The organism is Candidatus Rhodobacter oscarellae (assembly GCF_001078595.1).
GTDB lineage: Bacteria > Pseudomonadota > Alphaproteobacteria > Rhodobacterales > Rhodobacteraceae > Rhodobacter_B > Rhodobacter_B oscarellae.
The window spans coordinates 1,556,681-1,570,093 of the sequence record NZ_LFTY01000002.1; the positions used below are offsets into that span (position 1 = coordinate 1,556,681).

Sequence of the window (13,413 nt, forward strand, 5' to 3'; positions counted from 1 at the left end):
TCAATCCCGGGCTTGCTTCGCCCCCGCTACAAGCCTGGCGCCGATATCCTTGGCCGAGGAGAGGCCGCGCGCGGGCGCGGGTGTCAGTTGTTCGATGGCCGGCTCCGGGTGGCCCCGCGCCATACGGGCCTTTTCGCCCACATCCCCCGCGTCCGAGATCGCTTGGGCCAAAGCCTCAAGCGAGGCGATGTTATGCCCCGCCCGCAGGCTGTCCACATGCGGCAGCATCGCCTGGATGCCCTGCGCGCGCGGCGCGAACCCGTCAAAGCGCAGCAGCGGGTTCAGCCAGATCACCCGCCGGGCAGAGAGCCGCAGCCGCTCCATCTCTTTGCCCAGCAGCGCCGCGTCGTCCCGATCCAAACCGTCCGTGATCAAAAGGACCACCGCCCCCTGCCCCATCACGCGCCGCGACCAATCCCGGTTGAACGCGCGCAGGCAGCGCCCGATGCGGGTGCCGCCCTCCCAGTCCTGCGCCTCTGCCCCCGCCGCGGCCAACGCCGCGTCCACATCCCGGGCCGCCAAATGCCGCGTGATGTTGGTGAGCCGCGTGCCAAAGGTGAAGGCATGCACTTTCGCCCAGCCCGCGCCCTTTTGGTTGGAGACCGCGTGCAAAAAGTGCAGCACCAGGCGCGAGTATTGCGACATTGACCCCGAGATGTCGCAGAGCGTGATCAGGTTCGGCCAGCGCTCGGTGCGGTTCTTGGTGGCGAATTCGGTAATCTCCCCGCCGCGCCGCATCGCGTGGCGCATCGTGCCGCGCCAATCGGGGTGGCGGCCATGCATGGCCGCGATCCTGCGGCGGGATTGGAGCGGCTTGACCGGCAATGTAAGGCGCGCCAGCATCCGCTTCGCCTCGGCCACCTCGGCGCTGCTCATCTGTTCAAAATCCAGCGTGCGGAGGCGTTCCTCGGTAGAGGCCGTCTGTGAGGCGTCGATCTGGATCGCGATGTCCTCGCCCGGCGTCTCCACCTCGGGCGCCTCCTGCGCGACCCCGTCCAGCAGCGCCTCGGCGGCGCGTTTCTCTGCGGCCTTGGCCGAGCGTTCCTCCTGCACGCCGCGGATCGCCGGCAGCATCGCCGCCATCATATGCTCCATATAGCGCGGATCGCGCCAGAAGAGCCGGAAGATCTGCGCGAACACCGCCCGGTGCTCGGGCCGGGAGACAAAGCAAGCCTGCAGCGTGTGGTAGAAATCCTGCCGCGAGGTGAAGCCCACAGCCTCCACCGCCCGGATCGCGTCCAGCACCCGCCCCGGTCCGACTGGCAGCCCCGCCTTGCGCAGGGCGCGGGCGAACCAGGTGATGTTCTGGCTGAGCTTTGGGTTGTCGGGCAGGTGCAGGTGATGCGTCTCAGTCATCACCGCAACCGTCCGGTCCAGTTTCGCGCACAGGAAGGCGTATTTTTGACAAGGTGAAGCATGGGGCCGGTCACGCCGCCGAGAGGTCTGATTTCACCTCATCCAGCAGGCGCTTGGCCTCCGAGCCCTGGATCTGTGCGATGTCGTCCTGATACTTCAGGATCGCGCCGAGCGTGTCGGCGATGGTCTCGGGCGACATCTCGACCACGTCCAGCGCCAGCAGGCATTTCGCCCAGTCGATGGTCTCGGCCACGCCGGGTTTCTTGAACAGGTCCTCGGTGCGTAGGCGCTGCACGAAGGCCACGATCTCTTGGCTGAGCGCGGCGGCGGCCTCGGGCACGCGGGCGTTTAAGATCTCCATCTCGCGCTCAAAGCTGGGGTAGTCCACCCAGTGATAGAGGCAGCGGCGCTTGAGCGCGTCATGCACCTCGCGGGTGCGGTTCGACGTCAGGATCACGATGGGCGGCTCAGGCGCCTTCACGGGTCCCAGCTCGGGGATCGTGACCTGGAAGTCGCTAAGCGCCTCCAGCAGGAACGCCTCAAACGGCTCGTCGGTGCGGTCCAGCTCGTCGATCAGCAGAACCGGCGGGCCCTCGGGCTGCGGGCGCATCGCCTGCAAAAGCGGGCGCTCGATCAGGTAATCCTCAGTAAAGAGCTCGGCCTTAAGCGCGCCGCGCTCCGCGCCCCCGGTGGCCTCGGCCGTGCGGATCGCGATCATCTGCTCGGCGAAGTTCCATTCATAGACCGCGCTGGACGCGTCTAGCCCTTCGTAGCATTGCAGCCGGATCAGCTTGCGCCCCAGAGCGGCGGCGATGGCCTTGGCGATCTCGGTCTTGCCGACCCCGGCCTCGCCCTCCAGGAACAGCGGCCGGCCCAGGCGCAGCGCCAGGAAGACCACCGTGGCCAAGGCGCGCCCGCAGACATAATCCTGCCCCGCCAGCGCGGCCTGCACATCCTCGATCCCGCTGATCTGTCCCGCCACGTCACGCTCCTACCACTCGCCAGCTTTCAGTTGGGCATGTCGTACCGGGGCGGTCAAGCGCCAGTTTCGCCTGCCCTTCCTGGCGCGATCGGCTATCGTTGCACGGCGATTGCAATGCGGCGCGCAATATGCTTTAAGCTTAAAGTAAATCCGAGGAGACCGCCCCAATGAACATCCACCCCGACCTGAAACCCAAAGACGCGCCCGATCTGGCGAGCTTCAATTGGGACGACCCGTTCCTGCTGGAGGACCAGCTGACCGAGGACGAGCGCATGCTACGCGACGGGGCGCGCGCCTTTGCGGATGCGAACCTGCAGCCGCGCGTCACCGAGGCCTTCGGCCAAGAAACCGTCGCGCCAGAGCTTTTCCCGCTGATGGGCGAGGCCGGGCTTTTGGGCACCACCATCCCAGAGCAATACGGCGGGCTGGGCGCGGGCTATGTGACCTATGGCCTGGTCGCGCGCGAGGTTGACCGCATCGACAGCGGGTACCGCTCGATGATGTCGGTTCAGTCCAGCCTGGTGATGTACCCCATCTACGCCTATGGCTCCGAAGAGCAGCGCCAGAAATACCTGCCCGGCCTGGCCAGCGGGCAGCTGATCGGCTGCTTTGGGCTGACCGAACCCGACGCGGGCAGCGACCCCGGCGGGATGAAGACCACCGCCAAGAAGGTGCAGGGCGGCTATGTTCTGAACGGCGCCAAGATGTGGATCTCGAACGCGCCCATAGCGGATGTCTTCGTGGTCTGGGCGAAGTCGGAGGAGCATGGCGGCAAGATCCGCGGCTTCGTGCTTGAGAAGGGCGCCGAGGGGCTGAGCGCGCCGAAGATCGAGGGCAAGCTGAGCCTGCGCGCCTCGGTCACCGGCGAGATTGTGATGAAGGATGTCAGCGTCGGCGAGGACGCCCTGCTGCCCAATGTCGAGGGGCTCAAAGGGCCCTTTGGCTGCCTGAACCGCGCACGCTACGGCATCAGCTGGGGCGCTATGGGCGTGGCCGAGAACTGCTGGTTCGCGGCGCGCCAATACGGCCTGGACCGCAAGCAGTTTGGCAAACCCCTGGCGCAGACGCAGCTCTTTCAGAAAAAGCTCGCCGATATGCAAAGCGAGATCGCGCTGGGGCTTCAGGCCAGCCTGCGCGTTGGGCGGCTGATGGACGAGGCCCGCGCCGCGCCCGAGATGATCTCTATCGTCAAGCGCAACAATTGCGGCAAGGCGTTGGACATCGCGCGCCTGGCCCGCGACATGCATGGCGGCAATGGCATCCAGCAGGACTTCCACGTGATGCGGCACATGATGAACATGGAGACCGTGAACACCTATGAAGGCACCCACGACGTGCACGCGCTGATCCTGGGGCGGTCGCAAACGGGTCTGCAGGCGTTCTTTTAGGCCCCGAGAGGCGCGGCCATAGCCCGCGCCAACCGTTTCGAATGTGGAAACAATGAGGCAATCTGGGAGGATTGCCTCAAATTTTTCATGCAATGAACCTTTCAAGGCCCTGCGCCGGTCCTGTTAGTGGCCGTTTTCTTCACCAATGTCGTCCAGAATGGGCGATAACCCGTGAGGACGAAGGCATGAGCATAGTTTTCGGTATTGTCGACGCAGTGAAAGCAACGCTGATGGGCGATATCTCGCGCTATCAGAACTCTCGCGTTCAAACCAAGTCTCGAGAGGTGGCCTCGCTTCATAGCTGCCGCGGTGAACGGTTCGGCCGCATTTACGCAGGCCCCACCCAGAGCAAGCGCGCAAATGCCAAATCCGCGGTCCCGCCGGTCAGGGCCGCCAAAAAGGTGATTGATGTGGTGATGTCGATCGGCCGCTACGACGCCGCGCGCACCCGCTAAAGCGGCCCGCCCCAAACCCGAACCGAGACACGCGGCGAAACGGCCGAACGCCGAGATTGATCCGGCGTTTGCAGCCAACTTGATGCGCGCTGCAGGGCAGAGCCCCTTAGGTGGTGATAAAGTTCACCCCGGGCATACGCTCGATCTTATAGACGTCATCGTCATATAGCGCGGTGACCTCATTGACGAATTCCGGCGTCCATCCGGGCAGGTCGATGTCTTCCTCCAGCTCGCCACTGATCGCGAACTTGTCCAGGAAGGCCGCAAACACGCGGCGGCGCTGTATCTCGTTGGGGGGCACATGGTTGGCCAGATAGCTTTCCATACGTGCGAATCCGTCCTCCGTCATGATCGAGCGCAACACGTCGAATTCACCGGACAGCTGGATGTCGTCATCCGCGTCCGAGATCTCGCGCAGCACAGTGGGCCAGATCAGCGGGGTGTCTTCGTTGCACCACACCGTGATGGGGCAATCGGGATTGTTCTCCATCAACGCGCTGATGACCTCGCTCCAGCGCATCTGGCGCGGGTCCACGCCCTTGGTGTACCCCGCGTAGTCGGTCGTATCAGCGGCACGCATCGCGGCTGGAACAAAGGTGGCGGGGTTGCGGATTGCGAGGAAGAACTCGCATGGGTTCTCGGGGAACAAGTAACGCAGCCATGTCGAGCGGAAATACGTCTTTCCGTAGAGCTTCTGGTACTCAAAAATCTTTTGCGGCGGGCATAGGAAATTCTCGAACCCAAAGATCACCCGCTCGGCGGCGTAGCCCATCATAAGGCGGTCAAACAGATCCTGCTGCACATCATCGGGCATCGGGTCGCCGCGATACTTCTGCGTGACCTCACCCAGCAGCGTGCGGTAGCGGCGCGGGCGGGGCACGATGATCTTGCGCTGGTTAAGATCGTCGCCGTTTTTTAGCAGCGAACGGATGAGCATGCTCTCGTCGGTACAATGCGCACCCAGATGGTAAGCAAAGGTGACTGCGGGACTTCCTATGCGCATCGAACTCGCTGCTCTTTGACCTTCTCAGGGGGAGCCACCAAATACTCCCTTCGGTATGATGTAGTTCTTAAGTTTCTCTGAGCCTGACCGCAACCATGCTACTGTGCGGCGTCTTGGCCTGGGGGTGCTGTGTTGAAGAAGAAATTGGGCGGCAGGTCCGGCTCTAGCACCTTGTCGGGCACCACAGAGGGGCCGCATAGGAAGACGTTCATCCCGAAATGGCGGTGCATGCGCGACAGGCGGCGCAGCCTCTCGCCGGTCAGGCTATCGTAGAGCTGCGCGTATTCCCGGTCCTTACGCAGATTTGCGATCTTGTCGCGATGCGCGGCTACGGAGCTATTATGCGCCGCGGCGATCTCGGGGTCGCCCATCAACTCCGCCATGGCCACGCGCAGACCGTGGGCGTGGCGCTGGATCGACAGGTCCTGCTCGTCGTTGTTATTCATGCGGAACCAATACGCCTCGCCCTGATCGCGGGCCACATGGTTCACCCGCCCCCGATCGCGCTTGACCAGAAAGCTCTCGACCGAGCGGCAGGCATAGTGGTTCAGCGTCACCAGATCGTAGCCATAGGTTTCCAGCTCGCTGCGCCATCCCGTCTTGAACATGCGCTCTGGCATGGGCTGCCCAGAGCCGTTCACCCAAAGCGCGTCCTGCCCCAGATGCCCGCGCGGACGATGCACGCCAATTTGCTTAAACAGCCCCTGATTTCGGAACAGCGTCTTAAATCCCCAAGCCTGGTGCGGGCGGCGTATCAAATGCGGCGCGCAGCGGGTGAATTGCTCGGTTATGGGGCGGTCGTCATACGCCGCGACATCGGCGTTGCCAAAGAGGCGCCAGGTCATAGAGATCAGGCTGGCATCGGGCACCGCCGCGAAGAGGTCCTGCAGCCGCCCGGCGCCCACATGCACGTTGATGAACTCGTCCACGTCCATCGACAGCAACCAACCGGCGTCGCGCACCAGCGGCTCGGAGCGCGCGGCATCCAGCGCAGATTGCTGCGGCTTGCCGCCGGTGTCGCGGAACGGGTTGTCGCGGCGCTGCACCAGCCCCCGCGCCGCCAGCAGGTCCAGCATTGTGTCGGTGCCGTCGTCGCAGTCATTGGTGTAGACCAGGAAATCGTCGACGCCGATCATGCGATGATAGGCAAGCCATTCCAGGATGAACGGCCCCTCGTTTTTCATGCAGGTAACCACCGCCACGCGGCCCGATGGAGCCGGCATAAGCGGCGCCGTGGCGGCAGGTTTTGGCTTTGCCGGTGGCTGGATCGGCTTGTGGCCCGCCGTGATGGCCCGCGCGTGCAAATGCTCGCCCAGAATCAGCAGGTCCTTGTTCACCAGCTCGGCGACCTCAACCTCGGGAAAGCGCAGCGACATCGCCTGATCGTAATGCAGGACCTCATCCGCGACGGCGGGCACACCGGCGATCTTGCCGGGCAGCCAAAGCGCGCCCGCATCGATGCGCTTGACGGCCACGCCCCAGCGGTTGGGAACCTGCACGTCAGGCTCGGCAACACAGATGTGATCTTCCAGCCGTGGCACCTCATCACGTCGCACCCGCCAAGGAAAGATCGCGCGCCCGCGCAGCGGCATCATTCCGGTATGGCACTGCCGGATCAAATCGAATGCCCCTGCCCCATCCACCGGCTCGGTCAGAAAATCGCTGAGGTCCAGCGAGACGACAGTGTCGGCCCGCGCCAGAAAACGCCAGCGCAAAAGGTCGAAAAGCACGGGCTCGCCCAGCGGTGCAAGCCAAGGGTCGGGCGAAAACGCCCGAGACTTCGCGCGGGGTGCCAGAGCGAGATGCCCAACCGGTGGCATACTGAGGTGGCCCAGCGGCAGCGGCGAAGACACGACCATGGCGCGGGCCTCTAGGTCCCACATCTTCGCGAGCTCGCGACCGAACGCAGATGCCTCCGCGCGGTCAAAGAATAAAAAACCGTTCGCGCCATGCTCGGCATTATGGCGGCGGGCCCAGTCCAGGGCCTGCTCGGCCGTCTCGGCAAACCGCTGCGCCAGCATCACATCGCAACTGTCGAAATACGCGGTCTCGGGCGAGATCGCCTCGATCAAAAAGCGGTCGGCGCCGAATGCAAACTCAACGGCCCCCGTGCCCGAGGGCGCGCCGCCCACGGCGATTGCGTTATCGCCCACCCGGGCGATGTCGGTGATCTGCACGGCGGCATCCGGCGCGGTCTTGAGCACCTCAAGCTCGGAATGCGCGCCCACATATAGCCGCAGGCCGCTACCAAATGGCGTCGGCCACCGCAAACACTCCAACACCCGCAACCCGCCATGCTCGCCGGCATTCAGCGTGCGCTGAAGGACGCGGCTAGTCATTCTGGCTGTCCTGATATCGTTGCACGAGGTCGTTGATGACATCCCTGGGCAGGGGCTGGGAAGACGCCGCCAGTAACAACCTGCCGAAGAACTTCACCGATGCTTCTTGTTTCATCATCGCCTCGAACGCCGCGTGATGGTGCGCGATGGCCTTTTCCCGCAGGTCAGACAAACCGGGCAGTTGCAGGATCCGGGCCAGCTCTGCCTTGGTGGCCGGCAACAGGCCATGGATGCTGGTATCCTCGACGACGTTAAAATTGCGTTCCACCCAATAAGTCAGGTCGATCGGCTTGCCCCGCCGGTTCGGCAGGCCGCGGTCGCGTTTCAGCATAAAGCTTTCCGCCGAGCGCACCGAGTAGTGGTTGAGTTGCACCAGTGCCGTCGCCTCTGGCAAGCCAAACAGGGTGATGCGCTGCTCGGCCAACGCGAATACTTCGGGCATCGGCGCGCCCGAGCCATCGGCCCATCGCGCGGTCGCGCCCTTCTTGAGCCGGGGACGGTGCACCCCGATCTGGCGAAACGGGCCCTGTGCTTTGAAGAGCGTCTTGAACAGGCGCGCGCCCACCGGGTAGTTGCAGCGCTCTGGCGCGGCGCGGGTGAAAAGCTCCAGCGTAAGCGCCTCGGACAGGTGCCGATGCCCGTTATGGCCAAAAAGCCGCCACGGAAGCACGATTGCGTCCGCCTCACCGCAGGCCCCGATCAAATCGGGCAGAGACGCCAGAGGCGGCCTGAGGTTGATGAACTCATCGCAGTCAATGCACAGCACCCAATCGGCGGCCTTGCGCAGATCGTGGGCCCAGGCCTGCTTCAGCGCGTTCCATTGCAGCGACTTGCCCTCGGGCGGCGCGTTGACCAGATGCACCACGCCCAGCGGCGCCAAGGCGTCCAGCATGGCGTCCGTGCCGTCGCTGCAATCGTTGCTGAACAAAAGGAAATCGGTGACCCCAAGCGCCCGGTGATGCGCCACCCATTCCAACAGATGCGGGGCCTCATCCCGCAAGGTTGACACCAAGAGGATCTTCAACGTGCGCGCCCTGCCCCACGATTTGTTGCGATGTTTGTTTTCATTTGCGTTTCATGGCTCGATTGTTTCCAGTGTGGCACAAATGTTGGTTAAACACGAGGTACCGTTTTATGGCTAGGGAATACCGAATTGGGGCGTTGTGGATCGGCGGCAGCCTTAGCTTTCTTGAGCAACTTTGCCTGAAATCCTTCGCCGATGCGGGCCACCACGTGACGCTCTTCACCTATGGTGAGGTGCAGCACATCCCCGATGGTATCGAGGTGGCCGACGGCAACGAGGTGCTCTCGACCGAGCATTTCATCCGCCACACCCGCACCGGCAGCCCCGCGCCCCAGGCTGACCGGTTCCGCTATCACATGCTGGCCAAGTATGACGACATCATATGGGCCGACACCGACGCCTATTGCGTGCAGCCCTTCACCACCGAGAACGGCCATTTCTACGGCTGGGAGTCGGCGCATCACGTCAATAACGGCGTGTTGGGCTTGCCCAAGGACAGCGACACGCTGCAAGAGCTGATCGCCTTCACCTCGGACGAATATGCCATACCGGAATGGCTACCCGCGGCGGAACAGGACCGGCTGCGCGCCGCCAAGCAGGCTGGCGCACCGATCGGTGTCGGCGACCAGCAATGGGGCGCTTGGGGGCCGCGTGCGCTGACGCATTTCCTGCATAAGACCGGCGAGATCCGGCATGCCCTGCCGCGCGAGGCGCTGTATCCCATCGGGTTTAAGGAGCGCGGGTTGATGGTGCGCCCCGGGGCCAATACCGATCGTTTCCTGACCGCGAACACGCTCTCGATCCATTTCTATGGGCGGCGGATGCGCGAGCGGATCATGAATGAGGGCGGCGAGCCGGCCAAGGACTCGCTCATCGGGCGGCTCTTGGACAAGCACAGTATCGTGCCCTCTGACGCACCGCTGCCCGCGCCGCCGCCCAAGCTCGAACGCCTGCCGCCCGAGGCGCGGCGCGGACGCGGCAAGCCTAACCTCACCGATCTGGCGGACGAGCATGGCAACGACCGCGGCTCGCTGCGCCACCGCTATACCGAGCTTTACCAGATGCTGTTCCTGCCCCTGCGCGAGCGCAAGCTGCGGATCACCCTCGTTGGGTTGGACGGCGGCGGGGCGGTGGATGCGCCCGATAGCTGGGTCGAGATTGCCAAGCCCATGCTGGCGATGTGGATTGACTATTTCCCAAAGGCCGAGTTCACCGTGCTGGACCGCGCCGAGAAACTGCCCGTGCGCAACAAGCGCGTCACGTATCACCAATCGACGCTTGAGGACCCCGGAGAGATCGCCGCGCTGGTGCCAGATGCCCCGGATATCGTAATCGACGATGCCACGCATGCCAGCCACCACCAGCAGAACGCAATCCGCGCGCTCTTCCCAAAGCTGGCCAATGGCGGTCTTTACGTTGTAGAGGATCTGCGTACACAACCTGCGTCATTGGAAGAACATGGTCTGGTCAAAACGGCGGCGCTTTTTAACGGCTATTTAGACGCTGGCGTGTTCGATCATCCCGATGAAAAGGCCAAGGCGGAGTTAAATGACATCCGCGCCGACATATCTGGGTGTTTCGTCTTTCAGGCGGCGTTCCAGAAGCAGCGGCGCGATCAAATGCTGGTCATCCACAAAAGGTGACTGCATAAAGGAACCAGATGGTCGACGAAGTAGCAGACAAAGAGAAAGCGTTGCAGCCCGAGGATGTCTTGGCACATCTTGCCGATGACCTTGGGCGCGAAGGCTTTCAGCGTAGCTTGGACGAACAGCACACAGCGACGTTTGTGGCGCGCGGCCCAAAGATCCTGGTGACCTTCGAGACGCTGCAGAACGTGCTGCAGATATCACAGGACGGCACACCCATTGGCTTGGATTTTGCAGAGGACAAGAATTGGTCCTTGCTGCATCTGACCGCCCCCGAGGATAGCTGGTTCCGTGCCCCCGCCGTCTACGCGTTCTTTGACGAGTTGGTGGACGACTGCTTTTTTGAGGATTTCGACCAGGTTGCCTTCTATGGCACCGGGACCGGCGCCTATGCGGCCTGCGCGTTCTCGGTTTCAGCACCCGGTTCCAACGTTCTGGCCATCGCACCGCAAGCGACCCTAGATCCAGAGCGCGCTGGCTGGGACGCGCGCTACCCCGAGGCTAAGCGGCTGGTCTTTAACGACCGCTACGGCTACGCGCCGGACATGGTGGAGGGCGCACAGCGCGTCTACATCCTGTTTGACCCGTTCCGCGCGCTGGATCACGTGCATGCAAGCCTCTTCAACGGACCCAATGTCGTTCGGTTGAAATGCCGGCATCTCGACGGCCTGATCGAGCTTGCACTGCGCGAGCTGGACGTGATGCACCAGGTCACCGAGGCAGCCGCAGAAGGCTCGCTGCAAGAAGGCGATTTCTATCGACTCATGCGCCGTCGCCGCGACAACAACCGATACTTACGCACGCTGGTGCATGCTGTGAACCGCCGCAACCAGCCGCTGCGCGTGGCGCTGATCGCCAAATACGTCTTGGACAAGAACCGCGGCGGGCCGTTCTTCAGGCGCGCGCTGACGCATGCAAAAGATGTCATCTCACGCCGCGGGCCCCTGCCCGATTGGCTGATGGACGACGCGCAAGAGCCACAGCAGACGCCCGAGGCAAATCCTAGCGCAGCTCTTTGATAATCTCCAAAAGCCGCGAGATTTCGCGCAGCTGCGCATCCGTGTAGGCCGGGATACCTGTTTCATCCGCCGGGCTCTCTAGGTCCGACCGGTCGAATAGATCCTCTTGGCCGGAAAAGAACTGCTGTGCCAAGGCTGCGTTTCCATCGGCATATTTCGCGACATACTCTATGCGTTCTTGTGGCGTAAGTACCGGGCTACGCTCCTCGGGCGACTGCGGATAGCGCGCGGCCAGCCGGCGTTGCAGCCGCCGCGGGTCGGCGACCTCGACCGAAGCCGCCGCCTGCAAGAGTTGCACGCGGTGATAGCCCGGGGACAGGTTCAGATCGCGCTGCATCTCGCCGGGCTCATCGATCCCCATCTGCAACAGGGCATCGGTCACAACCGTTCCCCCCGCCAGACGCGCGGGTTCTAGCACGCGGGGCACCAGAGGCGCCTCATGCGCCGCCCAATCGGCCAACATCGCCGCATAGTCCGAGCCGCTGCCCTGAAACTTCGCGATGTACTCCGCGATCGAGCCCCGAAACCGCCCGTTCTTGGACTTCTGCAGATACATCGCCTCGATAAATCGGTCCTGGCGGCGCAGATAGACCAGCACTGTCAGCGGGCGCTCCGCCAAGGCGGGCATCAACCCCGTTAGGGTCTCGGGCTTGATCCCGTAGAACATCTCTGACGAGATGAGGCCAACCCGCTGCGGCGCCTCCTCAATTTGGCGGTTCAGTTCCTCCGCCAGCGTCTTAATCTCGGGTCGGGCTTTGTTGATGGCAATCGCCAGATCGTTGGAGCTACCCTTGCCGTTCGGGCTTAGATAGGCCAGCCCCTGCGCCGCGAGATGCGCACGGTTCTTTAGCATGTGGTTCTGCAGGCTGGAGGTGCCCGATTTCGGCGTCCCAATGTGCAGCCAAACCGCGTCGACCATCTAGCCCGCCATCAGATCGGGCACCTGGGCGATGCGCTCGAATATCTCTTTGGGGATACGCCCTGGCCCCTCCGTCAGGATCTTGCGGTTCAGCAGGTTCAGGTGGCGCGACACAAGCTGCATGCGGTCCGAGGTGATGTCTTGGTAAAAGTCTTTCGTGTCAGGCCGCTTCAGCAGGGACTTAATCTTGTTCTTATGGGCCCGCACGGCGTCCGAGTGGCATTTCAGAACGCCGTCGAGCTGGGCCAGGCGGTCGAACTCCTCATAGGCGCGCGGCACATGCGCAAGGATGGAGCGGTCCTGCTCCATATTGAAGTTCATGCGCAGCCAATAGGCTAGACCTTGGTCGCGATCCACGTGGTTGACGCGCCCCCGGTCGCGCTTGACCACAAAGCTCTCGGCCGACCGGCAGGCGTAGTGGTTCAGCGTCACCAGGTCATAGCCGTAGGAATGGGTGCCGAACCGCCAGCCCTCTTTGACGAACTTATCCAGAACCGGCCGCCCGCTGCCATCCACCCAGCGGATCGTGTCGGGGCCCTCGCCCTTGCCGGGATTCATAGGGCGATGCACACCGATGCGCGTCAGCTTGCCGACCTTATGGTCGCCCGCGTTGGAATACATCGACTTGACGGCCCAGGCCTGCACCGGGTTGGGCGCGAATTTTGGCGCGCAATGAATGAACTGCTCGGTGACGAACTTGTCCTCGTAGGCGTCCAGGTCGCCATTGCCAAAAAGCCGCCATTGCATCGAGATGACATCAATCTCGCCCGTGGCCGCAAACAGCGCATCCAACGTTCCATCGCCGGTATGGATGTTCACGAACTCGTCCACGTCCGAGACCATTACCCAATCGGCCTCTGCCACCTTGGGCAGGTCCTCAGCAAAGCGCAGCGCGCCCTTCTGCGGGTTATGATCGCCAGGAATGTCCAAGTAAGGATTGTCCATCCGCGTCAGGATGCCGTGCCCCGCAAGGCAATCCAGCATCTCCACCGTACCGTCGTCGCAATCATTGGTGAAGACCAAGAAGTCGTTGAACCCGATAGAGCGGTGATAGGCGACCCATTCAAGGATGAACGGGGCCTCGTTCTTCATGCAGGTGATGATCAAACGGCGGGTCATGGACGGCGCTCTCCGACGGCCCAAAAGCCTTGCAAGGCTTTTGCCAGACGCTTCAAAGCGTCTGCCTCCGCCCGGGTTCTCTCGTTGCCCTCAATGTTCATGGCTTCACCTATGAATTCGCACGCTGACCAGAGCCTTTGAAGGCTCTGACCAGATGCTTGCA

11 protein-coding genes are annotated in these 13,413 nt (G+C 63.0%); 4 read left to right on the forward strand and 7 right to left on the reverse strand.

The window, feature by feature from the left end; genetic code table 11:
• On the reverse strand, positions 1–1,356 hold the full coding sequence (locus AIOL_RS12325) for a vWA domain-containing protein (RefSeq protein WP_082152567.1): 1,356 nt from the start codon (positions 1,354–1,356) through the stop codon (positions 1–3).
• 70 nt (positions 1,357–1,426) lie between these two features.
• A complete protein-coding gene (locus tag AIOL_RS12330; RefSeq protein WP_049643251.1) occupies positions 1,427–2,338 on the reverse strand; it encodes an AAA family ATPase in 912 nt (303 codons plus the stop codon).
• A 167-nt stretch (positions 2,339–2,505) separates the two neighbouring features.
• On the opposite strand from AIOL_RS12330, the gene AIOL_RS12335 reads away from it, so the two are divergent.
• Together AIOL_RS12335 and AIOL_RS12340 are read left to right on the forward strand one after the other, a co-directional pair.
• Positions 2,506–3,726 carry an acyl-CoA dehydrogenase gene (locus AIOL_RS12335; RefSeq protein WP_049643252.1) on the forward strand — a complete coding sequence of 407 codons (1,221 nt, stop codon included), beginning with the start codon at positions 2,506–2,508 and terminating at the stop codon, positions 3,724–3,726.
• 185 nt (positions 3,727–3,911) lie between these two features.
• Positions 3,912–4,181, forward strand: a complete 270-nt coding sequence (locus tag AIOL_RS12340; RefSeq protein WP_152912512.1) for a hypothetical protein — start codon at positions 3,912–3,914, stop codon at positions 4,179–4,181.
• A 106-nt stretch (positions 4,182–4,287) separates the two neighbouring features.
• Here the strand turns inward: AIOL_RS12340 and AIOL_RS12345 are convergent, their stop codons facing one another.
• The 3 genes from AIOL_RS12345 to AIOL_RS12355 form a co-directional block, all read right to left on the reverse strand.
• Positions 4,288–5,118, reverse strand: a complete 831-nt coding sequence (locus AIOL_RS12345; protein WP_049643254.1) for a hypothetical protein — start codon at positions 5,116–5,118, stop codon at positions 4,288–4,290.
• A gap of 164 nt (positions 5,119–5,282) precedes the next feature.
• The gene (locus AIOL_RS23960; protein ID WP_053101261.1) at positions 5,283–7,523 is read right to left on the reverse strand and encodes a glycosyltransferase family 2 protein; all 2,241 of its coding nucleotides are present in this window, start codon (positions 7,521–7,523) and stop codon (positions 5,283–5,285) included.
• The gene (locus AIOL_RS12355; RefSeq protein WP_049643255.1) at positions 7,516–8,547 is read right to left on the reverse strand and encodes a glycosyltransferase family 2 protein; all 1,032 of its coding nucleotides are present in this window, start codon (positions 8,545–8,547) and stop codon (positions 7,516–7,518) included. Before AIOL_RS12355 ends, AIOL_RS23960 begins: the two co-directional genes overlap by 8 nt.
• 110 nt (positions 8,548–8,657) lie before the next feature.
• On the opposite strand from AIOL_RS12355, the gene AIOL_RS25720 reads away from it, so the two are divergent.
• Positions 8,658–10,190, forward strand: a complete 1,533-nt coding sequence (locus AIOL_RS25720) for a hypothetical protein (protein WP_200898751.1) — start codon at positions 8,658–8,660, stop codon at positions 10,188–10,190.
• A gap of 17 nt (positions 10,191–10,207) precedes the next feature.
• Entirely contained in the window at positions 10,208–11,212 is a 1,005-nt protein-coding gene (locus tag AIOL_RS12365; RefSeq protein ID WP_049643256.1) for a hypothetical protein, read from the forward strand.
• Here AIOL_RS12365 and AIOL_RS12370 read toward each other — a convergent pair.
• Both AIOL_RS12370 and AIOL_RS12375 read right to left on the reverse strand, forming a co-directional pair.
• Positions 11,196–12,131: a hypothetical protein gene (locus AIOL_RS12370; RefSeq protein WP_049643257.1), complete on the reverse strand. Its 936-nt coding sequence runs from the start codon at positions 12,129–12,131 to the stop codon at positions 11,196–11,198. The two genes, AIOL_RS12365 and AIOL_RS12370, sit on opposite strands and share 17 nt — an antisense overlap.
• On the reverse strand, positions 12,132–13,250 hold the full coding sequence (locus tag AIOL_RS12375) for a glycosyltransferase family 2 protein (RefSeq protein ID WP_049643258.1): 1,119 nt from the start codon (positions 13,248–13,250) through the stop codon (positions 12,132–12,134).
• Positions 13,251–13,413 lie beyond the last annotated feature (163 nt).